This window comes from Agromyces sp. GQ35 (genome assembly GCF_059758475.1).
On sequence record NZ_JCAXEO010000001.1, the window covers coordinates 1810038 to 1831390 of the forward strand.

20 protein-coding genes are annotated in these 21353 nt (G+C 69.8%); 16 read left to right on the forward strand and 4 right to left on the reverse strand.

Annotated elements, in window-relative coordinates:
* Nucleotide 1 precedes the first annotated feature (1 nt).
* The 8 genes from AC6CH0_RS08365 (at nt 2) to AC6CH0_RS08400 (ending at nt 7872) form a co-directional block, all read left to right on the forward strand.
* On the forward strand, nt 2-973 hold the full coding sequence (locus AC6CH0_RS08365) for an ABC transporter permease (protein ID WP_498099631.1): 972 nt from the start codon (nt 2-4) through the stop codon (nt 971-973).
* Nucleotides 970-1854 (forward strand): ABC transporter permease, encoded by an 885-nt coding sequence (locus AC6CH0_RS08370; protein WP_498099633.1) that lies wholly within the window; start codon nt 970-972, stop codon nt 1852-1854. Before AC6CH0_RS08365 ends, AC6CH0_RS08370 begins: the two co-directional genes overlap by 4 nt.
* A complete protein-coding gene (locus tag AC6CH0_RS08375; RefSeq protein ID WP_498099635.1) occupies nt 1851-2759 on the forward strand; it encodes an ABC transporter ATP-binding protein in 909 nt (302 codons plus the stop codon). Before AC6CH0_RS08370 ends, AC6CH0_RS08375 begins: the two co-directional genes overlap by 4 nt.
* A 1-nt stretch (nt 2760) precedes the next feature.
* A complete protein-coding gene (locus AC6CH0_RS08380; RefSeq protein ID WP_498099637.1) occupies nt 2761-3516 on the forward strand; it encodes an ATP-binding cassette domain-containing protein in 756 nt (251 codons plus the stop codon).
* Nucleotides 3513-4550 (forward strand): P1 family peptidase, encoded by a 1038-nt coding sequence (locus tag AC6CH0_RS08385; protein ID WP_498099639.1) that lies wholly within the window; start codon nt 3513-3515, stop codon nt 4548-4550. Before AC6CH0_RS08380 ends, AC6CH0_RS08385 begins: the two co-directional genes overlap by 4 nt.
* 32 nt (nt 4551-4582) lie before the next feature.
* The gene (locus tag AC6CH0_RS08390) at nt 4583-5659 is read left to right on the forward strand and encodes a P1 family peptidase (protein WP_498099641.1); all 1077 of its coding nucleotides are present in this window, start codon (nt 4583-4585) and stop codon (nt 5657-5659) included.
* A gap of 85 nt (nt 5660-5744) precedes the next feature.
* Nucleotides 5745-6821 (forward strand): C45 family autoproteolytic acyltransferase/hydrolase, encoded by a 1077-nt coding sequence (locus AC6CH0_RS08395; RefSeq protein WP_498099643.1) that lies wholly within the window; start codon nt 5745-5747, stop codon nt 6819-6821.
* 43 nt (nt 6822-6864) lie between these two features.
* Nucleotides 6865-7872, forward strand: a complete 1008-nt coding sequence (locus tag AC6CH0_RS08400) for a LacI family DNA-binding transcriptional regulator (protein WP_498099645.1) — start codon at nt 6865-6867, stop codon at nt 7870-7872.
* On the opposite strand, the gene AC6CH0_RS08405 is transcribed toward AC6CH0_RS08400, so the two are convergent.
* Together AC6CH0_RS08405 and AC6CH0_RS08410 are read right to left on the reverse strand one after the other, a co-directional pair.
* On the reverse strand, nt 7859-9226 hold the full coding sequence (locus AC6CH0_RS08405) for an FAD-binding oxidoreductase (protein WP_498099647.1): 1368 nt from the start codon (nt 9224-9226) through the stop codon (nt 7859-7861). The genes AC6CH0_RS08400 and AC6CH0_RS08405 overlap by 14 nt on opposite strands.
* A 55-nt stretch (nt 9227-9281) precedes the next feature.
* Entirely contained in the window at nt 9282-9854 is a 573-nt protein-coding gene (locus AC6CH0_RS08410) for a GNAT family N-acetyltransferase (protein ID WP_498099649.1), read from the reverse strand.
* 117 nt (nt 9855-9971) lie between these two features.
* On the opposite strand from AC6CH0_RS08410, the gene AC6CH0_RS08415 reads away from it, so the two are divergent.
* Nucleotides 9972-10535, forward strand: a complete 564-nt coding sequence (locus tag AC6CH0_RS08415) for a DUF6434 domain-containing protein (RefSeq protein WP_498099651.1) — start codon at nt 9972-9974, stop codon at nt 10533-10535.
* Nucleotides 10536-10753: 218 nt separating this feature from the next.
* Here AC6CH0_RS08415 and AC6CH0_RS08420 read toward each other — a convergent pair whose 3' ends face one another.
* A complete protein-coding gene (locus AC6CH0_RS08420) occupies nt 10754-11485 on the reverse strand; it encodes a TetR/AcrR family transcriptional regulator (RefSeq protein WP_498099653.1) in 732 nt (243 codons plus the stop codon).
* A gap of 182 nt (nt 11486-11667) precedes the next feature.
* Between AC6CH0_RS08420 and AC6CH0_RS08425 the strand changes: the two genes are divergently transcribed.
* Genes AC6CH0_RS08425 through AC6CH0_RS08450 form a run of 6 tightly spaced genes read left to right on the forward strand, consistent with a single transcriptional unit; the run spans nt 11668 to nt 19848 of the window.
* The gene (locus tag AC6CH0_RS08425) at nt 11668-13326 is read left to right on the forward strand and encodes an amidohydrolase (RefSeq protein WP_498099655.1); all 1659 of its coding nucleotides are present in this window, start codon (nt 11668-11670) and stop codon (nt 13324-13326) included.
* 15 nt (nt 13327-13341) lie between these two features.
* Nucleotides 13342-15000: an ABC transporter substrate-binding protein gene (locus AC6CH0_RS08430; protein ID WP_498099657.1), complete on the forward strand. Its 1659-nt coding sequence runs from the start codon at nt 13342-13344 to the stop codon at nt 14998-15000.
* A gap of 48 nt (nt 15001-15048) precedes the next feature.
* Nucleotides 15049-16005 (forward strand): ABC transporter permease, encoded by a 957-nt coding sequence (locus AC6CH0_RS08435; protein WP_498099659.1) that lies wholly within the window; start codon nt 15049-15051, stop codon nt 16003-16005.
* Nucleotides 16002-16862: an ABC transporter permease gene (locus AC6CH0_RS08440; protein WP_498099661.1), complete on the forward strand. Its 861-nt coding sequence runs from the start codon at nt 16002-16004 to the stop codon at nt 16860-16862. Before AC6CH0_RS08435 ends, AC6CH0_RS08440 begins: the two co-directional genes overlap by 4 nt.
* Nucleotides 16859-18562 (forward strand): dipeptide ABC transporter ATP-binding protein, encoded by a 1704-nt coding sequence (locus tag AC6CH0_RS08445; RefSeq protein ID WP_498099662.1) that lies wholly within the window; start codon nt 16859-16861, stop codon nt 18560-18562. The genes AC6CH0_RS08440 and AC6CH0_RS08445 overlap by 4 nt, the downstream gene beginning before the upstream one ends.
* The gene (locus AC6CH0_RS08450) at nt 18559-19848 is read left to right on the forward strand and encodes a flavin-dependent oxidoreductase (protein WP_498099664.1); all 1290 of its coding nucleotides are present in this window, start codon (nt 18559-18561) and stop codon (nt 19846-19848) included. The genes AC6CH0_RS08445 and AC6CH0_RS08450 overlap by 4 nt, the downstream gene beginning before the upstream one ends.
* Here AC6CH0_RS08450 and AC6CH0_RS08455 read toward each other — a convergent pair.
* Complete coding sequence (locus AC6CH0_RS08455) at nt 19829-20854, reverse strand: NADPH:quinone reductase (protein ID WP_498099666.1); 1026 nt, start codon at nt 20852-20854, stop codon at nt 19829-19831. The genes AC6CH0_RS08450 and AC6CH0_RS08455 overlap by 20 nt on opposite strands.
* Before the next feature lie 111 nt (nt 20855-20965).
* Here AC6CH0_RS08455 and AC6CH0_RS08460 point away from each other — a divergent pair, with 111 nt between their 5' ends.
* Nucleotides 20966-21346, forward strand: coding sequence for a DUF7882 family protein (locus AC6CH0_RS08460; protein WP_498099668.1), 381 nt, complete (start codon nt 20966-20968; stop codon nt 21344-21346).
* Nucleotides 21347-21353 lie beyond the last annotated feature (7 nt).

The window sequence follows — 21353 nt, forward strand, 5'->3', positions numbered from 1 at the left end:
GATGCGCGTTCTCCGTTGGCTTCCGGGGAGGCTCCTCAGCGCGCTGATCGTGCTGCTCGGGGCATCCATCCTGATCTTCGCCGCCGTCAGGAGCCTCCCCGGCGACTTCGCCCAGATCGTGCTCGGCCCTCTCTCGAACGAGGAGGCGCGCGAGCAGTTGCGGCAGAGCTTCGGCTTCGACCGGAGCCTGCCCGAGCAGTACCTGCTGTGGCTCGGCAACGCGGCGCGGGGTGACTTCGGCCTCTCGCTCGCCAGCCAGGCGCCGGTGCTCGACGAGCTCGCCGCCCGGCTGCCGGTGACGGCGCTCCTCGCCGCGATGGCGATGCTCATCACGATCGCCATCGGCCTGCCGCTCGGCGTCTACGCCGGCACGCACGCGGCGAGCGGTCGCGGCAGCGTCGCCACCCGCATCGTCAGCACCATCGGCATCAGCCTGCCCGAGTTCGTCATCGGATGCCTCGTGGTGTTCCTGTTCTCGCGCTTCGACCTCGGCCTGAGCGTCGGCACCTTCACCTCGCCCACCGACGACTTCGGGCGCGGACTCGTCTCGCTCATCCTGCCCGCGATCGTGCTCTCGATCTTCTGCGTCGCGGCAACGGCGCGCACCACGCGGGATGCCGTGATGGGCGTGCTCGTGGAACCCCACATCGCGGCATCCGTCGCCCGCGGCGAGCGGAAGGGATTCATCGTGCGCCACCACGTGCTGCGCAACGCGCTCATTCCCGTGCTCACGCTCACCGCGACCATCACCGCCTACCTGCTCGGCGGGGCCGTCATCGTCGAGCGGGTGTTCAACGTGCCGGGCATCGGTTCGTACCTCGTGCTCGCCCTCGACCGGCGCGACTACACCGTGATCCAGGCGGGCGTGCTGCTGGCGACGGTCGTCTTCGTGTTCGCGAGCCTCATCATCGACCTCGTGACCGGCATCATCGATCCGCGCGTGAGTGTCACGGCGAAGGGACGCACCGCATGACCACCGTCATCGCGACCGAACCGCGTCGGCGAAACCCGATCGCGCGGGCCTGGGCCTACCTCGCGTCATTCGACGGGCTCGCGAAGACGGCGATGTGGACGATCGCGGTGCTCTTCGCCCTCGCCCTGCTCGGCCGCCTGTTCGGCCTCGGCGGCAGCCCGACCGAGATCGTCGGTGCGCGCCTCGCGCCGCCGTCGCTCGCGTACCCGGTCGGCACCGACAGCCTCGGCCGCTCGGTGCTGCCACGACTGCTCGAGGGCATCATGACGACGCTGCTGCTCTCGGCCGTCGCCGTGCTGCTGACCGCCGTCATCTCGACGGTGTGCGGCATCATCGCCGGCTATCGGGGCGGCCGGCCTGGTGGGGTGATCATGCGCATCGGCGACATCCTCTACGCGTTCCCGGCCATCGTGCTGGCGATCCTCGTGGCCGCAGTCGTCGGCCCGGGCTACATCGCGGCGCTCGCGAGCATCGTGCTCGTGACCGTGCCGCTCATGACCCGCATGGTCGGCCAGTCGACACGGCAGATCGCCCAGCGCGACTTCATCACCTCAGCCGTCATCAGTGGCGTCTCGACACCGACGATCATGACCCGCCACATCCTTCGCAACGTCTCAGGAACCATCGCAGTGCAGGGTACCTACGCGCTCTCGGTCGCGATCCTCGTCGAGGGCGGCCTGAGCTTCCTCGGCTACGGCGTGCAGCTGCCAGGGTCCTCGCTCGGCCTGCTCGTGCAGGAAGGAACGCTCTACATGGTGAAAGCACCGTGGCTCATCATCGCGCCGGGCGCGATCCTCGTGATCGCGATCCTCGCGATCAACGTGATCGGCGACAGCCTGCGCGATCGCTTCGAACCCAGGGAGGTGAGGTCGCTCGAATGAGTGCCATCCTCGACATCCGAAACATCGCGGTCGAGTACTCGACCGGCGGCACCGTCGTGCGTGCGCTCGATGGCGCGACGCTGCAGGTCGAAGCCGGGGAGACCGTCGGCATCGTGGGTGAGTCGGGCTCGGGCAAGTCGACGCTCGGGCTGCTCGTCGGCAAGCTGCTGCCTGGCAATGCCCGGTTCACCGAGGGCAGCGTGCTCGTCGACGGAGCCGACGTACTCGCCCTCGATGCGAAGCGGTTGCGCGAGCTGCGCCGCGACTGCCTCGGCTTCATCCCGCAGGATCCGATCGCCGCGCTGAACCCGACGATGCGCATCGGAAAGCAGCTCGAACTCGCGTTGCGGGGGCTGCCGAACGACCGGGCTGCGCTCGTGGAGCACCTCGACCGTGTGCGCATGCGCGAACCGGAGCGGGTCCTGCGGCTCTTCCCGCACGAGATCTCAGGCGGCATGGCCCAACGAGTGATGATCGCGATGGCGATGGCCAGGACTCCGCGACTGTTGGTCGCCGACGAGCCCACCGCAGCACTCGACAGCAATGTGCGCAGCGAGGTGACGAAGCTCGTCTTCGGCCTCGCGGCAGAGGCCGGCAGCACCGTGCTCTGGCTCAGCCACGACCTGCGGTCGATCGGTCGCTGGTGCGAGCGCGTCGCCGTCATGTACGGCGGCAGGGTCGTCGAAGACGGCTCGGCGGTGCAGGTGCTCGAGCGTCCGACGCATCCGTACACCCGAGCGCTCGCCGCCGCCGACCCGGCGCTCGCCAAGCCCGGACAGCGAATCGAGACCAGGTCGATGGATGTCGGATCGGTCGCCGCTGCGCTCGCCGCGGAAGAGGCGGCTGCGGGTCGACCGGGCCAGACCGGGAGACCTGCCGACGCGACCCCGAAGGCGATGGTGTGACATGACCGAGACGATCCTCGAACTCGAACACGTGACGACCGTCTTCACCACGGGGTGGGGCCGCGGCCGCAGTGTGCTGAGCGCAATGCGCGAGGTCAGCTTCGCCGTGCATGCCGGCGAGACGCTCGGGCTCGTCGGCGAGTCGGGCTCGGGCAAGAGCACGACCGCGAGCGTCGCACTCGGGCTGCGGCAGCCGACGTCTGGCACCGTGCGGTTCCTCGGCACGCCCTTCGGTCGCCGGTCCGAGCGACTCGGCCAGATCCAGACGGTGCCGCAGAACCCGCACTGGTCGCTCGACCCCCGGATGCCGGTGGGCCAGTCGATCGCCGAACCGCTCGCCGCGCTCGACCGCTCGTCGCTCCGCAGCCACCGCGAGGCGGTCGTCGAGATGCTGCATCAGGTTCGCCTCGAGACGGCGATCGCCGACCGCTTCCCGCACGAACTGTCGGGAGGACAGCGCCAGCGCATCGCAATCGCACGTGCCCTCGTCACCCGGCCGAGATTCATCGTCTTCGACGAGGCGGTGAGCGCGCTCGACGTCTCGGTGCAGGCGCAGATCCTCAACCTCATCGGCGACTTGCAGGCCGAACATGGGTTCGGTGCGCTCTTCATCTCGCACGATCTCGCCGCCGTGCGGTACCTCGCGCACCGCATCGGCGTCATGCGGCTCGGTGAAATCGTCGAGCTCGCCGAGACGGCGCGCTTCTACGACACCCCCGCCCACGAATACTCCCGCCAACTCCTGGAGGCACTGTGACCACCGAACCGCAGACCGTCGAACATCGGCTCGCCGGCGTTCCAGAGTGGGGCGATCGCATCGCCAACCGCGATCTCGAGCTCGTGCCGCGCACCGCCGCGGCCGGGGCATCCGTCGCCTACGACTTCCCGGGCGTCGAGGTGGGCGTCGCCGAGTACGCCGAGGGTCCGACCGGCGTGACCGTGCTGCACGTGCCCGCGGGCGCGCGCCTCGCGATCGACGCCCGCGGGGGCGCCATCGGCCTCAGCAGCGGCTTCGAGTACTTCGCGCATGCGATCTGCCTCACCGGCGGATCGATCTACGGCCTGTCGGCAGGCTCGGGGGTTGCCGATGAGCTGCGTGCGCGCGGCGGCAACCGCGGCGCGGTCGACGACCTGAAGCTCGTGTCGACGGCCGTGATCTACGACTTCTCGGCACGTGACAACGCCGTCTATCCCGATGCAGCGCTCGGTCGCGCTGCGACCAGGGCGGCGAAGCACGGCAGCGTGCCCGTGGGGCGCGTCGGCGCCGGGGCCACGGCATCCGCCGGCAAGATCGACTACGCCCGCACCGAATTCACCGGGCAGGGGGCCGCCTTCGCCCAGGTCGGCGAGGTGCGGGTGCTCGTGGTGACCGTGCTGAACCCTGTGGGCGTCATCGTCGATCGCGACGGCGCCGTGGTGCGCGGCAACTACGACGCCGCGACAGGCGAGCGACGGCGCCTCGAGCCCGACTACGTCGCGGCGCTGGAACGCGCCCAGCGCCCCGCGACCGAGCACGGCAACACCACCATCACGGCGGTCATCACGAACGTGCGGATGTCGGATCGGGAGCTCGTGCACTTCGGCCGCCAGGTGCATTCGTCGATGAATCGCGCCATCCAGCCGTTCCACACGGCCCTCGACGGCGACGCGCTCTTCGCGCTCACGACCGACGAGATCGACCTGAACCCAAGCATCCCCGCCGAAGACGATGACGGCCCCGTGAACTCGATCGCGGTCGGCGCGCTCGCTTCCGAGCTCGCCTGGGATGCCGTGCTGCGAGCCGCGCGATGACCGCCGACTCCGCATCCGTTGAAGGGGCCATGATGACCAGCACTGCCAGTTCTGCCACACATGCCGCGAACGTCGTGAGCATCGCCGACGCTCCGACCCATCGGCTCACGCCGCCGCCCTTCTGGGGCGACCGCGTGGGCAACGACGACGTCGAGCTCGTACCGAGCCACGGCAGTGGCCGTGCGCTCGTCGAGTTCGACTTCCCCGGCGTCGAGGTCGGTACAGCCGAGTACGCAGAGGGCCCCACGGGGGCGACGGTGATCTCGATCCCTGCCGGCGCGCGCACCTCGGTCGACGCCCGCGGCGGTGCGATCGGCATCATCGGCCGTTACGAGGAGCTGAACCACGCCATCTGCTTCGCCGGGGGCTCCTCGTACGGGCTCGCCGCCGCGACCGGCGTGAACGAGGAACTGCTCGCGCGCCAACGCAACCGCGTCGGATGGCAGGACCTGCGCGCGACCTCGGGCGCCGTGATCTACGACCTCGCCGCTCGCGACACCGGCATCACGCCGGATGCCGCGCTCGGCCGGGCGGCGCTGCTCGCCGCTCGCGGCGATGCGATCCCCGTCGGTCGAGTGGGCGCGGGTATTGCGGCCTCGGCCGGCAAGGTCGATCTCTCGCGGTGCGAGTTCACCGGGCAGGGCGCCGCCTTCCGCCAGCTCGGCCCGGTGAAGATCCTCGTCGTCACGATCGTGAACCCCGTCGGCGTGATCGTCGACCGCGACGGCACCGTGATCCGCGGCAACTACGACCGTGAGACCGGCGAGCGCCGGCTGCCGGTCGTCGACTACGAAGCCGCCCTGCTGACCGGGACCGCGCCGACGACGGCACCGGGCAACACCACCATCACCGCCGTGATCACGAACGTGAAGCTCGACGACAAGGAGCTGCGCCTCTTCGGGCGCCAGGTGCACAGCTCGATGCACCGCGCCATCCAGCCGTTCCACACCAACCACGACGGCGACACCCTCTTCGCCCTGACGACCGACGAGGTGGCGTTGCCGCCGGCCGGCAGCACCCGCCTCGGCGAGCAGGCCGTGAACTCGATCGCGCTCGGCGCGGTCGCGTCCGAGGTGGCGTGGGACGCCGTGCTCGCCAGCGCCCGATGACGGCGGCGATCGCCGACCGCTTCGGCGAGGCATCCGTCGCCGTCACCGCAGCCGTCGAATCCGATTCCACGAAGGGACCCGCTTCATGACCGTACGCCGCTTCGAGACCGATGAGCTCGACCCGTACACGCGCGGGCTCGCGCTCGGCCGGTTCGGCGCCGAGGAGATCGCCGCGAACGTGGCCGGCTACGCCGAGCTCTTCGCAGTGGTCGGCGTCGCCGACGGCGACCTGCCCGTACTCGGCGAGCAGGCCATCGCCCGCATCGACGCGTGGGCGCCGCAGCTCGCCGACGAGCTTCGCGGGGTCGCCGACGGCGCTGAACTCGAGCTTTGGCAGATCGGCATGCTGAACGCCCGCACCGAGGTGCTCGCCACCGTCGGCGCGATCGGCGAGGGCGAGTGCTCGACCGTCGTGGTGCTGCCCGAGACGGGCGCTCCGCGCACCGTGCAGACGTGGGACTGGCACGACGTGTCGAACGACGACACGCTCGTCGTTCGATATCGCGCCCGCCCCGGCCACGAGGTGCGGTACTTCTCCGAGTTCGGCATCCTCGGCAAGATCGGCGTGAACAGTGCCGGCATCGGCGTGCACTTCAACATCCTGAATCACGCGGGCGACGGCGACGGCATCGGGGTACCGGTGCACGCCGTGGCCCGAGCGGTGCTCGACCGCGCGACGACGCTCGACGAGGCTGTGGAGCTCGCCCGCTCCGCCGAGGTCAGCGCCTCGACCGTGCTCACGATCGTGTCATACGCCGACGGTCAGGCCGACGCGCTGTGCGTCGAGCTCAGCTCGGGCGGCACCGCCGTCGTGCGGCCGGCCGACGACGGGTTCCTGCTGCACACGAACCACTTCCTCGACGCGTCGCTCGCCGAGGGCGACCTCGTGCCCGCCACGTCGAACACGTACCCAAGGCTGACGCTGCTCGGCGACCGACGTCTCGCGCTGTCATCGACCGACCCGGTCGAGCGCGCAGGGGTGGGCATGCTCGTGCATGACGCCGACGGTGCGCCGGTGTGCTGCCACCCCGATGCCTCCCTCGCCTTCGAGCACCGTTGGCAGACTCTGCTGACCATCGCCCTCGACGTCGAGGGCGGGCATCTCGAGTTCCACGAGGGCGGGCCGTGCACCGTCACCCGGGAGTCCTGGCAGGTGTTCTAGGGCGATGGGGTCTGACACAATGGCCAAAACTCGGGGAGGGCACGTGGCGCCAGCGACGATCGTCGACGTTGCGAGGGTGGCCGGCGTCTCGAAGACAACGGCCTCCGATGCGCTGCGGGGGCGCGGTCGAGTCTCGGATGCCACGCGCGAGGCCGTGGTCTCGGCTGCGGCGCACCTCGGCTACTCGATCAACCGCTCGGCTCGCTCGTTGCGCACGGCGACCACCGGAGCGATCGGGCTCTACATTCCGCAGGTGCTCGTACGCAGCGAGCACTACATGTCGTTCGTCTACGGCGTCGTGAACGAGGCGGCGGAGTTCGACTACGACGTGACGCTCATCGTGTCGGGCGAGGAGTCCCGTCCGCAATATGCGCCGCACGTCGATGGCCTCGTCATCATCGACCCCGTCGAGGGGGACGCGATGGTCGAACGGCTCATCGCCACCGGTCTGCCGGTGGTGTCATCGGAGCGGTTCACCAGCGGTGTGCAGCCGCCCGGCGTCGTCTGGTCGGACCACGGTCGGTACACCACGTTGCTGCTCGACCACCTCGCCGCCCGCGGCGCGCGGCGGCCGGCACTCATCGGCTCGACCACGATCTCGGAGTGGTCCATCGGCATTCAGAACGCCTACCGGGAGTGGTGCCGACAAGCCGGGGTGGAGCCGTTGATCGCCGTCGCGCCATTCGGAGCCGACCCGTCGTTCCTGCAGCGCGCCGCCGGTGAGCTGCTCGCCCGGGAGCCCGGCATCGACGCCCTCGTCGGGGCCGGCGATGGCGTCGCCGCCGCGATCGCACCCGCGCTGACCGCCGCAGGCCACGTCATCGGCACCGAGTTCCTCCTTGCCTCGTGCGTCGACAGCAGCACCATGCAGGCCCTGCAACCACCGGTGACCTCGATCGACACCCGAGGCGGTGAAGCCGGTGCCGCGTGCGCCAGGCTGCTGTTCCAACTGCTGCAGGGCGCGGCCGAGCCGGGCACCTCGATCGAACTGCCGCTCGAACTGCACGTGCGCGACTCGACCCGAGGCACCGAGCCCGTCAGCTCGCGGTGAGCGCCCGGTTGCCGCGGATGAGCCCGTCGGGGTCGACGCGCTGCTTCACCGCGGCGAGCCGGTCGAGCACTTCGCGATCGTAGGCGTCGGCGAGGGGCGCCGCCGCCCCGAGGAACGTCGGCAGCGTGCCGCCGCCCGGGTACTTCGCCACGAGCTCGCGCAGCGGTTGCAGGGCTGCCGCAGCATCGATCGTCGGGTCGAACAGGAGCACCCCGGAGTTCAGGAGTCCCTCGGCGTGCACCGCGCCGACCGCGGATTGATCGGCCCCGAGCTCGTCGGCGATCGCGCCGCCCATGGCGCGGATGCTGCACCGCATGAGGCCGAGATCGGCGCCGCGGAGGAACGCATCGACGAAGTCGCGGGGGAACGACTCATCGAGACCGGCGATCGCGCCACCGAAGTCGGCGGAGGGCATCGGGTCGACCGGCTCCGCTGCGACGGCGGCGAGCGAGCCGACCGTGAACGGCACGAGGGTGTCGGCGATCGGCTCGGCGACCGAACGAAGGCGGTCGGCGAACGCGCGACCCGTCTGCTCGTCGCCGAGGTGCACGAGACCGACCGTGGCGACGGTGCGACCGCGCAGGTGCGGCGGCAGGGCCAGTGCATCGGGGAATCGCATCATGCCGATGTCGAGGCCGAGCTCGGGCTCGTCGTGCGCCAGGGCGAGCGCCGCGGTGATGACGGCCTCAGCGGCCTCGGAGGGGAACATGAGGCTGCCACCGAAGATGGCGTCGCCCGGGTAGAGCGCGAGCTCGATCGCCGTGATGACGCCGAACAGCCCGCCACCGCCGCGCAGCGCCCAGATGAGCTCGGGGTCGTCGGCGTCGGTGACCCGGCGCACCTCGCCCGACGCGTCGACGAGTTCGACCGCGACGATCGAACGCGCCGTGAGCCCGTATCGGCGGCTGAACATCGACTGACCGCCGGCGATCGCGAGCGCGACGACGTTGACCTCGGGGTTCGACCCGGCGAGGGCGATGAGCCCCGTGCCGTCGAGCTGCTCGAGCGCACGACCCCAGTTGACTCCCGCGCCGACGCGGAGGAGTCGCGCTGCCTCGTCGACCGCGATCTCATCGAAGCTCGACGGGCGGATCACGATGACCCCAGAGAGGTCGGCGAAGGCGGCGTGGCCGTTGGGCTGCGTGGTGACGCCGAGACCGGCCGTTGCGGCGACGCGGAGGATGGCCCGGATGTCGTCGACATCGGCCGGCACCGCGATGGCCGCCGGCCGCTGGTCGACGCTGAGGTTCCACGGCGTGCGCGCGGTGTCGTAGTCGGCGTCGCCGGGAAGCACGATCGAGCCGTGCAGCTCGGTACGGAGGTCGAGCAGCGCGGAGTCGGGGGAGGAGGTCATCGAGGTCCTTTCGTCGGTGTCACGTTAGCGGCGGCATCCGACACTCGGCGAGGCCTCAGCCCAGGTCGAGTCGCATGAGCACACGCGGAAACCCGTTGAGCACCGACCCGGTGTCGGCAGCCTTCGTGAACCCCGCCCGCTCGAAGAGCGTGCGGGTGCCGACGTAGGCCATCGTGAGGTCGACCTTGTCGCCGCGATTGTCGACGGGATACCCCTCGATGGCGGGCGCGCCTCGCTCGCGCGCGAACTCGACCGCCCCGGTCAGCAGGTGGTGCACGATGCCCTCGCCGCGATGCCCGGGCCGCACCCGGAAGCACCACACCGACCAGACGTCGGTGTCGTCGACGTGCGGGATCTTGCGGTTGCGCGCGAAGCTCGTGTCGGCTCGCGGATGCACGGCCGCCCAACCCACGACTTCGTCGCCGTCGTAGGCGAGCACGCCGGGCGGCGGGTCTTCATCGCAGAGTCCGCGCACGCGTTCGGCGCGAGCTGGCCCCACGAGCGACACGTTCTCTTTCGACCCGATGCGGTAGCTCAGGCAGAAGCACACGTTCGACTCGGGCTTCTTCGGCCCGACCACTGCCGCGACGTCGTCGAACACCGACGCAGGACGTACTTCGATCGCCATGTCGCAACCCTGCCATCGGGGTCCGACACGGGCAAGTCCGGCCGGCCTCACCTCACGTACCTGCCGCCGTTGCGACACGAGCGGCGTCGAACTCGTCGCATCTGCGACAATTCCGGTGTGATCGAGAGCTTCGCGAACCGTCCGCCGCTCGAGTCGTCGATGTCGTCGCGTGAGTTCGAGCGCTGGTACTGGTTGAAGGGTGAACTCGAGCCGTTCGCTCGTTCGCTCGGGGTTCGTGCGACCGGCCCGAAGGAAGAGATCGCGAACAGGATCTCCGCCGCTTTGGATGGGAAGCCGGCGCCTCGTGAGGCTTCGACTCGTCGCGCGTCGAGTCAGCAGCTGAGCGGGCCGCTCTCGGAGGCGACCCTCATTCCGCCGGGCCAACGGTGCAGCCAGGAGTTGCGGGTGTGGTTCACCGATCGGATCGGTGACCGGTTCCGGTTCGACGGGCCGATGCGCGAGTTCATCGCTGCCGCCGACGGCACCAGCACTCTGGGTGACGCCGTACACGCGTGGCACGCGACCCGGGACCGGGGACCGGACGAGATCAGCGGGCAGTTCGAGCTCAACCGGTTCACACGGCACTGGTACGACCAGAACCCCGGAGGGTCACGCGCGCAATTGATGCGTGCATGGGCCGTCTATCGCGACACACCGGTCGACCTGCGGGGCAAGATCTGACCCGCACGGTCTGTGGAAACCCCGGCACCGACAGCCGGCCTGGCGGCGGGCGCCGGCTCGTTCATGGAGGCGGAGCGTCAGCAGGTGGATGCCGCGGCCGGGCGCGCTCTCGCGGGCGCCGCGGATCTCCTCGGTCGCCTCCTCGAGGGTGGGCATGGTGCCACTGCGCTCGCCGACGAGTGGGCGGTACCCGGCGGCATCCGTTTCCTCCCACAGCTTCAACACAACCGCGGGCGGACCGTGGCGGCGTCAGCCCGGGGGCGCCCCGCGGTGCGTTCGGCCGACTGGATGACGGCTTCGACACCGAGCGTGAAGAGCTCGTGATCCTTGAGGTCGGCGAGTTCGGTGTTGAACGCGGCGATGAGCGGGAACCGTCGCGGGTCGGCGAGGATCGGGCCGTCGAACCAGGGTGCCGGCTCCGGGCTGTCACCGCGTTCGGCTCGCCCGCGAGCGATGCCGGCGGCGCTCGAGAGCACATGAGTGGCGAGCAGCGCGTAGTGACGCACGACGTCGTCGCCCGTGAGGCCGGCTTCGGAGAACGCCTCGAGCATGATCTCGATGGCTTGGAGCTCGCCCGGCCCGTGCGTGGTGAGGATCACGGCCTCGGTGCCGACGGCGGGATGCGCCGAGTAGATGGCGAGCGTCGCGGAGGCGAGTTCACGGATGCGTCCGCGCCAGTCGGACGGGTCGGCGGTCACTGATGCGACGCTGCGCAGCGCCAGCTCGTCGAGGAGCGCCTGCATGAGCTGCTCCTTGCTGCGGAAGTGGCGATAGATCGCAGTCGGGTCGGCGCCGAGCTGGGCGCCGAGTTCACGCACCGAGATCGTCGAGGTACCGGCGGTCGCGGCGAGCTCGAGGCCGGCAGCCACGATCGAGTCGCGATCGAGGCGGGTTCGTCCGGCCGAGGCGCGCGATGCGCTGCCGCCGTTGGGGCCTGTTGCGGTCGTCATCGTCCTCTTCCCTGGCCGGTGGATTCCATCTTGCCGCGCGGGGCGGCGAACCCGCCGGAGCGAGTTCCCATTTCGTCAGCATAACGAATACGCGCACAATGCTGTCAACAACGTTGACAGCGGCGTTGCGACCTCGCTAACCTCGCCCTCACCATCCCAATCGACGAAGAAGCGAGGGCGACGTGTCAGCTGCCGACGTGCTGTTCACCGGAGCGGCCGTATTCACCGGAACCGGCGAGCCGATACACGGCCATGCCGTGGCGATCACGGGCGACCGCATCACCGCTGTGGTGCCCGAGCACGAGGCGGGCGGGCTCGCCGATGCCGCCACGAGGGTCATCCGGCTCGAGGGAGCGCTGCTCAGCCCGGGTTTCCAAGACGCCCACGTGCACCCCGTCGGTGCAGGCGTCGAACTGCTCATGTGCAACCTGACGGACGCGCGAGACGCCGAGGAAGCGGTCGCGAGCGTGAAGGCCTACGCCGACGCCAATCCCGACGAGCCGTGGATCCTCGGCGGCGGCTGGTCGATGGACCACTACCCGGGCGGCGCCCCGGTGAGGGCGCTCCTCGACGCGGTCGTGCCCGACCGGCCCGTGCTGCTCTCGAGCCGCGACCATCACAGCGCGTGGGCGAACACGGCCGCGATCACCGCGGCCGGGCTCGACGCCTCGACGCCCGACCCCGTCGACGGACGCATCGAACGCGAGTCCGACGGGTTTCCCGCCGGCACCTTCCACGAGGGTGCCGAGCACCTCTTCGAGCCGGTCCGCCCGGGCATCGGTTCCGACCTGGCATACGCCGGCCTGCTGCGCGCGCAAGACGAGCTCGTCTCGCTCGGCATCACCGGGTGGCAGGACGCGATGATCGGGAGCCTCTCGGGCATCGAGAGCATCGACGCGGTCTATCGTCGTGCGCTCGAAGCCGGCACGCTGCGCGTGCACGTCGTCGGCGCACAGTGGTGGCGTCGTGACGGCGGTCTCGAGCAGGTCGCAGAGATGGTCGAGCGGCGCGATGACCTCGCGGCGCTCGGCTCGACGCGGCGATATGCGCTCGGCACCGTGAAGATCATGGTCGACGGCGTCGCCGAGAACCAGACCGCCGCGATGCTCGCGCCCTATCGCGACCGCCACGGCCACGACACCGACAACAGCGGCCTCTCGTTCATCCATCCCGAGTTCCTGAAAGAGGTCGTCACAGAGCTCGACGCCGCCGGCATGCAGGTGCACTTCCACGCGCTCGGCGACCGGGCGGTGCGCGAAGCGCTCGACGCGATCGAGACGGCACGCGACGTCAACGGATCGACGGATGGCCGGCACCACCTCGCGCACCTGCAGATCGTCGAAGACGTCGAGACGACGCGATTCGCAGGGCTCGATGCGGTCGCGAACCTGCAGGCCCTGTGGGCGACGCACGAAGACCAGATCGACGAACTCACGCTGCCGTTCCTGCAGGACGGCGCCGAGGCGCGTCAGTACCCGTTCGGCGATCTCGTTCGCCACGGTGTGCGCCTCGCGGCCGGCAGCGACTGGCCGGTCTCGAGCGCCGACCCGATGGACGCCATCCACATCGCGGTCAACCGGGTCGCCCCCGGCCTCGACTGCGAGCCGCTCGGCGGCGAGCACCAGCGGCTCGACCTCCCGACGGCGATGGCGGCGTACACCTCGGGCTCCGCCTACGTGAACCACCGCGAGCACGACACCGGATACATCCGCGAGGGCTACCTCGCCAATCTCGTCGTGCTCGAACCGAATCCCTTCAGCGTCCCGGCAGGGGAGATCCACCGCTCGACGGTGACCTCCACCTGGATCGAGGGCGCACCCGTCTTCACCCGCACCGCCTGATCGCGAGGAGCCAACATGTCCCCATCACCCGCCACCACCGCCCGCGCGAACCGTCGACGTCTCACCTCGGTCGCCGCTTTCGGCCTCGGAGCCGCCCTGATACTCACCGGTTGCACGGGCTCCGAACCCGAGAAGAACGAGCCGGCCGAGTGGGAGCTCACTGGCCAGACGGATGCCCCGTCGGGCGACCTCGACTCGTTCACCTGGGTCAACTACGGCGAGCCGTACTCCCTCGACTACGCCTATGCCTTCGACTACGCCGACAACATGGTGCTCTCGAACGTCTGCGAGTCGTTGCTGCGACTGAACCCCGACTGGACGCTGTCGCCGGGTCTCGCCGAGTCCTTCGCGCATCCGACGCCCGAGACCTGGGTCTACGAGATCCGCGACGGAGTCACCTTCCACGACGGCACCCCACTCACCGCGGCCGATGCCGTGGCATCGATGAGCCGTCACCTCGATCCGGCCGTCGGGTCGTCGTGGTACTCGATCTACCAGAACGTGGTCTCGATCGAGCAGACCGGTGACCGTCAGGTCACGGTCACCATGGCTTCCGCCGACTCGCAGTTCAACCTCGGCATGGGCGGATCCGCCGGTGTCGTCGAGTCCGCGGCGACGCTCGCCGAGAAGGGCGCCGACTACGGCAACTCCACCGGAGGCGTGAACTGCACGGGCCCGTTCAGCTTCGGTGAATGGCAGTCGGGCGAGTCCATCACGCTCGAGCGCTACGACGGTTACTGGGACCCCGAGTTCACCGCGCGGTCGGCCGAGGTGGAGTTCATCTTCATGAACGACGCCAACGCTCGCATCAATGCCCTGAAATCGGGGGAGGTCGACGGCGGCTGGATGATTCCGGCTGACGCCGTGCCCCAGCTCCGCGAATCCGACCGGGGCGACATGCTGTTCGGCCTGAACACCGCGGTCAACAACCTGATCATCTCCGACCTCGACGGCCCGCTCGGCGACGTGCGCGTGCGTCGCGCGCTGCTGATGGCGCTCGATCGCCAGGGCATCGTCGATGCAGCGGTCAAGGGCTACGGCACGGTCACCGACGTGCTCACGACCGAGTCGGTCTGGGACAGCGCGAGTGATGCGGCGATCTCGGCGGCGTTCGGCGAGATCGAGCAATACCCGTACGACGTCGAAGCGGCCAAGAAGCTCATCGAGGAGGCCGGCGTCGCCGGTGAGGAGCTGACCTATGTCACTGCCCCGATCAGCAGTGACTTCAACGTCTATGCGCAGGCCACTGCGGCCGCGGCGGAATCGATCGGCCTGAAGGTCAACATCGAGACCGTCACGCCCAACGCGTACACCGCGCTGTTCTCCGACCCGAGCGCACGAGAGGGCGTCGACCTCTTCTACACCTCGTGGTACCTCTCGAGCCCCGACCCGCTCGAGATGTACAGCGTGCTGCGTGACGGGGAGTTCAGCAACTACGGCGAATGGTCGAACCCCGAGTTCGACGAGGTCGTCAACGAGGCCCTCGCGATCGACGACCCTGCCGCCCGCTCGGAGAAGACGGCGGAGGCGCAGCAGATCGTGAACGAGGAGTTGCCGTGGCTGCCGATGTTCGAGGCCCCCGTGACCCTGTTCATGGGCGAGCGCATCACCGGTGTCGCGCCGTCGATCGCCTTCATGTATTCACCGTGGGCGGCGACCATTGGCGCACGCTAGCACCGGCGTGCGCGGCCCGATGCCCCTCGGCGGACGAACGGTCATCCGATGACGATGCTCCGCAGGATCGCCGGCAAGCTCGGTGCGCTGCTGCTCACCCTCTTCCTCGCGTCGCTGCTCGTCTTCTTCTCGCGGTTCCTCGTGCCCGGTGATCCGATCAGCTTCCTGCTGCGCGGCCGCAAGCCGAGCCCCGAGGCAGTGGCCGAGGTCACCGCCCAGTACGGGCTCGGCCTGCCGCCGTGGCAGCAATACCTGAACTGGCTGACCGGCGTGCTGCAGGGCGACCTCGGCCGCTCGCTGCAGTACCGACAGGACGTCACCCAGGTGATCGGCGACCGGCTTCCCGTCACGCTCGGCCTCGTCGTCATGGCGGGCGGCATCATCGCCGTCCTCGGGCTGACCGCCGGCATCGTCGCTTCGCTGAACCGCGGCAAGGTCCTCGATCGGGCGGTACTCGTGGGCCTCACCGTGCTCGGCGCGATCCCGTCGTTCGTCGGCGCGATCGTGCTCATCGCGGTCTTCGCGGTGCAGCTCGGCTGGTTTCCGTCGTTCGGCTCGGGTGAGGGGTTCCTCGACACCGTCGCACATCTCGTGCTTCCGTCGGTCGCGCTGGCGCTCGTCTTCGTCGTGCTCGTCGGCAAGGTGACCCGTTCCTCGATGGTCGAGCAGCTGGGCCGGGAGCACGTGGAGGTGGCCACGAGCCGCGGTCTGAAACGCGGCACGGTGATTCGGCGCCACGTCTTCCGGAACTCCATCGGTCCGATCCTCACCGTCAGCGGTGTGCTCGTCGCCGGCCTGCTCGTTGCCAGCGCCATCGTCGAGGCCGCGTTCGGCCTCTCCGGCATCGGATCCCTGCTCGTGCAGTCCGTCGACCGCCTCGATTTCCCGGTCGTGCAGGCGATCGTGCTCCTCGTGGTGGCGGCATTCGTCGTGGTCAATGCCGTCATCGACGTCCTCGAGCCCGTGATCGACCCCCGAGCCGCTGCAGGAGTTGGTGCCCGATGACCACACCCACGCTCGCCATGAAAGTGCTGCGTGCGCCGCGCGTGCGTCGCTCGAGTACGACGTTCGCGGTCAGCGCGGCGTTCCTCGCAGTGGTGACGATCGCCGCGATCCTCGCCCCGATCGTCGCGCCGTACGATCCGAACCACGTCGATCTGCTGAACTTCCAGGCCGGCCCGAGCGCGGCGCACTGGCTCGGCACCGACTCGCTCGGCAGGGACATCCTGAGTCGCATGATCTACGGCGCGCGCACCGCGCTGCTGGCGCCGCTGCTCGTGGTCGTGTTCTCGACGGTCGTCGGCGTGCTGCTCGGCCTCCTCGCCGGCTGGCGCGGCGGGTGGATCGACGCGACGCTGGGCCGGATCTTCGACGTGGTCTTCGCCTTCCCTGCGTTGCTCATCGCGATCATGGCGGTCGCGCTGTTCGGCAAGGGCCTCGTCGCCCCGGTCATCGCGATGAGCATCGCCTACGCCCCGTTCGTCGCGCGCCTCACGCGGACGCTCGTGGCCTCCGAGCGCTCTCGTCCGTACGTCTCGGCGTACCGGGTGCAGGGCTTCGGGGGCGCGTTCATCGCCCTCCGTCGCGTGCTGCCGAACGTCACGCCGATCGTCGGAGCGCAGTCGACGCTGAACTTCGGATACGTGCTCGCCGAACTCGCCGCACTCTCGTTCCTCGGTCTCGGCGTCCAGGCGCCGACCGCCGACTGGGGCGCCATGATCAACGAGGCCCGGTCGGGACTGATCGGCGGCTACTTCCTTCCCGCGCTGGTCCCGGCGGTCGCCGTGGTGCTCGTCGTGGTCGCCGTCAACGTCATCGGCGAAGAACTCTCTGACCGCATCGGAGGCGAGATCCCCGCATGACACTCCTCGACATCGCCGGGCTCACGCTCGACCTGCCCAACGGCAGGCGGCTGCTCGACGGCATCAGCCTGACCGTCGCCGAAGGCGAGACCGTCGGCCTCGTCGGCGAATCCGGCTCCGGCAAGTCGCTCACGGCGCGATCGGTGCTCGGGCTGCTGCCCGATCGGGCGACCACCGGCGGTTCGGTGCGGCTCCTCGATCGGTCCGTGCTCGACTCGAGCCGCAGCGAGTTGCTCGACCTGCGTCGCACCCGAGCCTCGATGATCTTTCAAGACCCACGCGCGGGCATCAACCCGATGCGCACGGTCGGTGATCACCTCACCGAGACGATGCGGCTCTGCGAGGGGCGTTCGTCGGCCGATGCCACGGCAGTGGCGCTCTCCCTCATGGAGGCCGTGCGCCTCCCTCGCCCGAAGGAGCACCTGCGGCAGTACCCGCACGAACTGTCGGGCGGCATGCTGCAGCGCATCATGATCGCCGGTGCGCTCACGAGCTCGCCGCGACTGCTCATCTGCGACGAGCCGACGACCGCGCTCGACGTGACGACGCAGGCCGAGATCATCGCCGTGCTCGCCGAGCAGCGTCGCAGCCGGGGCATGGGCATGCTCTTCATCACCCACGACCTGAACCTCGCGGCCTCGATCTGCGATCGGGTCTACGTGATGAGCACAGGCCGGGTCGAGGAGCAGGGCGACGCTCGTGAGGTCTTCCTGAATCCGACGGCCGACTACACCAAGCGGCTCGTCGCGGCGACGCCCACGATCGTTGTCAGGCGCGACACGGTCGCGTCGGTCGATGCGGGCACGGATGCCGCAGGTCGAGTAGGCGCGCCAGCGCCGTACCGAGGCCCGGAGCCGTTGGCCTCGATACGCGCTTCGCGCTCCTCGGCCGACGGCCCCGAGCCGATGCTCTCGGCGAGCAGCGTCTCGAAGACCTACCATCGCCGCGGCAAGGAGCCGGTGCGCGCGGTCATCGATGCCTCCATCGAGATTCCGCGCGGCGGCGCCCTCGGCGTCGTCGGCGAGTCCGGCTCGGGCAAGTCGACCTTGGCCCGCATGATCGTGGGTCTCGAGCAGGCCGACGTCGGCGAAATCCGCATCGCCGGTCGCGAGCGCACGTCGGTGGCGGGCAACCGCGCCGAACGGCTCGAGCGCGCTCGGTCGGTGCAGATGGTCTTCCAGGACCCGTACCTCTCGCTCGACCCGCGGATCACCGCGGGCAAGGCGATCGAGGACGCCCTGCTGCTGCACAACCGGCTCAGCAGGGCGGATGCGCGCGCCCGGGTGATCGAGTTGCTCGAGCAGGTCGGCCTCGGCGACGTGCACGCACAGGCGCGCCCGCGCACACTCTCGGGCGGGCAGCGGCAGCGCGTCGCGATCGCCCGCGCCCTCGCGATCGAGCCCGACGTGCTCGTCATGGACGAGGCGACGAGTGCACTCGACGTGTCGGTGCAGGCGCAGGTGCTCTCCGTCGTCGAGCGGATCCGCAGGGAACGCGGACTCACGGTGCTCTTCATCAGTCACGACCTCGCCGTCGTGCGCCGGCTCTGCGACGAGACCGTCGTGATGAAGTCCGGCGAGATCGTCGAGCGGGGCCGGACGACCGAGCTGCTGAGCGCACCGCAGCATCAGTACACGCGCCTGCTCATCGATTCCGTGCCGCGACCCGACTGGAACGTCGAGACCCTGGCGGGCGCATGACCGAACCAACGACCCTGGAGGACTCCACCATGAACGTCATCATCGCCGGTGCCGGAATCGGCGGCCTGACGACGGCGCTCTCGCTGCATGCGGCGGGCATCGACGACGTGATCCTGTACGAGTCGGCGCCCGAGATCCGCCCCCTCGGTGTCGGCATCAACCTGTTGCCGCACGCGGTGCGCGAGCTCACCGAACTCGGCCTCGGCGAGCAGCTCGCCGACATCGGCGTGGCCACGAGCACCCTCTCGTACTTCAACCGTCACGGGCAGCTGATCTGGACGGAGCCGCGCGGGCGGGCCGCCGGCTACGACTGGTCCCAGTACTCCGTTCATCGGGGACGCCTGCAGATGCTGCTGCGCGACACCGTGCTCGATCGGCTCGGCGCGGACGCCATCCGCCTGGGCAGCCCGGTGGGTGACGCCCGTGACGAGGGCGGGCGCACGAGCGTCGGCATCGGCGAGGGCACGGATGCCGCGACTCGCGTATCGGCCGACGTCGTGATCGGTGCCGACGGCATCCACAGCGCGTTGCGCCGCCAGCACCACCCCGACGAGGGGGCGCCCGTGTGGAACGGCCTGATCCTCTGGCGCGGCACCGCGAGGGTGCAGCCGTACCTCGACGGGCGCACCATGATCATGGCGGGCGACGCGATGCAGAAGTTCGTCGCCTACCCGCTGTCGCCGCCCGGCGACGACGGGCTGCAGACGGTCAACTTCATCGCCGAGTACCGCTCGGACGACCCCGAGCCCGGTGCGAGCAGCTGGAACCGCAGCGCGGATCCGAGTACGGTGCTCGGCCGGTTCTCCGACTGGCGGTTCGACTGGCTCGACGTGCCGGGCATCATCACCGCAGCGGACGAGATTCTCGAATACCCGATGGTGGACCGCGATCCGATCGCGCGCTGGACGTACGGAACGCAGACACTTCTCGGTGACGCCGCGCACGCGATGTACCCGATCGGTTCGAACGGTGCATCGCAGGCGATCATCGACGCCAGATTGCTCGCGTTCGAGCTCGGTACGGGCGAGACCGTCGAGCACGCGCTCGGCGCCTACGAGGCCGAACGTCGCCCGCGTACCACGGCGCTCACCCTCAGCAATCGCTCGATGGGCCCCGAGCAGGTCATGCAGCTGGCCTACGAGCGTGCGCCGGGCGGTTTCGACGACATCGATCTCGTCGTGCCGTGGGCCGAACGCGCCGAGATCGCGAACCGCTACAAGGATGCCGCGGGGTTCGTGCCCGAGCTGTTGAACCGACGCCCGAGCCTCACCGTTCCACGTCGATGAGCACCTTGCCGATCGTGCCCGCCTCGACCGCGTCATGCGCCTCGCCGGCGCGGTCGAGCGGGAATCGGGTCAGCGGCAGCCCGGCCTGCTCGCCGACGTCGAGGGCCCTGTCGCCGAGCGCGCGGCCGATGTCCTCGGCCGCAGCCGCCAACGGCTCTGCGCCGACCGTGTAGAGCAGGAGGAACTGGTAGCGCACGTTGAGCGCGAAGTGGTGGCGCACGTCGAGCAGCATCTCGCCGCCGCCGTCGGTCGCATACACCGCGATCGTGCCGTGGTTCGCGATGACACTGGAGTTGAGTTGGGCGTTGCGAGCCGGGGAGACCTCCACGATGACGTCGACGCCGTCGGGGGCGATCGCGCGGATGGCGCGGGTGGTGTCGCCCTCGCGGTAGTTCACGACGTGGTGCGCGCCGGCGGCTGAGGCGAGCGCCGCCTTCTCGGCAGAGCTCACCGTGGTGATCACGCGGGCGCCCGACCAGCGGGCGAGCTGGATCGCGGCATGCCCGACCGCGCCGGCGCCGCCGGCCACGAGCACCGTGCGGCCGTCGAGGGATCCGGGGCCGAGTCGCGACGGTCCGCCGTCGGCGACGGTGAGCGCCCGGTGCGCGGTCATCGCGGGAACGCCGAGGCTCGCGCCGATGTCGAAGCTCGCGGCATCCGGAAGCTGCACGACCCGTTCGGCGGGCAGCACCGTGAACTCCTGGGCCGTGCCGGTCGGACGCTCGTGAGCGGCGAGGAACAGCCACACCCGGTCGCCGGCGGCGAGGCCCGCGACTTCGGGGCCGACTGCATCGACGACGCCGGCGCCGTCTTGATCGGGAACCACCTCGGCGAACGGCGTCGGTCGACCCGGCCTGCCGCCCACGCGCGCCTTCCAGTCCGTCGGGTTGACGCCCGACACCACGACGCGCACCCGCACCTCGCCGGCGCCGGGTTCCGGCAGCGGTCGCTCCACCGATTGCAAGACGGATGAATCGCCGGTCTCCGCGTACACGATCGCTCTCATACTCGAATCAACACGGCGGAGCCACTGGTTCTTCCACGTGGAGCACCGGCACTCGGCGATCGCTGATCTGCTCGGTACGCGTGGGCCCGACGGCAACGTAGGCTGTGCGGCGTGGGAACCCTCTACTACGGCAACTCCGGCACGCCGATCGGCATCGACGACCGCGCGCTCGCCCACCTGAAGGTCGCCATCACGACGAAGCTCCGCCGAGGTGAGTCGTTCACGATCTCGTGGCAGCACGCCGACGAGCAGCTGCGAGGCCGGAGCACCCTGTGGGTGCATTCCTCGATCCCGCTGCGGTTCGTCTTCGACGAGCCCGAGGCTCCCGAGATGAGCCGGGAGTGGATCGAAGGTCTGATGCGGTCGGCCAACAGCACCGGCGGCATCCAATTGGTTCCCGAACATCTCGACACCGATCCGATCCCCATGCTCCCCGACCAGCCGCACCAGGTCGGCGCCGACGTGCAGAAGCTCGAGCCGCTGCCCGCCTGACCGGGCT

Coding starts and splice junctions, on each gene's coding strand:
- AC6CH0_RS08445 (WP_498099662.1), top strand. CDS start 16,859: ATGACACTCCTCGACATCGCCGGGCTCACGCTCGACCTGCCCAACGGC.
- AC6CH0_RS08430 (WP_498099657.1), top strand. CDS start 13,342: ATGTCCCCATCACCCGCCACCACCGCCCGCGCGAACCGTCGACGTCTC.
- AC6CH0_RS08405 (WP_498099647.1), bottom strand. CDS start 9,226: ATGACCTCCTCCCCCGACTCCGCGCTGCTCGACCTCCGTACCGAGCTG.
- AC6CH0_RS08380 (WP_498099637.1), top strand. CDS start 2,761: ATGACCGAGACGATCCTCGAACTCGAACACGTGACGACCGTCTTCACC.
- AC6CH0_RS08365 (WP_498099631.1), top strand. CDS start 2: ATGCGCGTTCTCCGTTGGCTTCCGGGGAGGCTCCTCAGCGCGCTGATC.
- AC6CH0_RS08440 (WP_498099661.1), top strand. CDS start 16,002: ATGACCACACCCACGCTCGCCATGAAAGTGCTGCGTGCGCCGCGCGTG.
- AC6CH0_RS08375 (WP_498099635.1), top strand. CDS start 1,851: ATGAGTGCCATCCTCGACATCCGAAACATCGCGGTCGAGTACTCGACC.
- AC6CH0_RS08455 (WP_498099666.1), bottom strand. CDS start 20,854: ATGAGAGCGATCGTGTACGCGGAGACCGGCGATTCATCCGTCTTGCAA.
- AC6CH0_RS08390 (WP_498099641.1), top strand. CDS start 4,583: ATGACCAGCACTGCCAGTTCTGCCACACATGCCGCGAACGTCGTGAGC.
- AC6CH0_RS08420 (WP_498099653.1), bottom strand. CDS start 11,485: ATGACGACCGCAACAGGCCCCAACGGCGGCAGCGCATCGCGCGCCTCG.
- AC6CH0_RS08450 (WP_498099664.1), top strand. CDS start 18,559: ATGACCGAACCAACGACCCTGGAGGACTCCACCATGAACGTCATCATC.
- AC6CH0_RS08370 (WP_498099633.1), top strand. CDS start 970: ATGACCACCGTCATCGCGACCGAACCGCGTCGGCGAAACCCGATCGCG.
- AC6CH0_RS08395 (WP_498099643.1), top strand. CDS start 5,745: ATGACCGTACGCCGCTTCGAGACCGATGAGCTCGACCCGTACACGCGC.
- AC6CH0_RS08435 (WP_498099659.1), top strand. CDS start 15,049: ATGACGATGCTCCGCAGGATCGCCGGCAAGCTCGGTGCGCTGCTGCTC.
- AC6CH0_RS08410 (WP_498099649.1), bottom strand. CDS start 9,854: ATGGCGATCGAAGTACGTCCTGCGTCGGTGTTCGACGACGTCGCGGCA.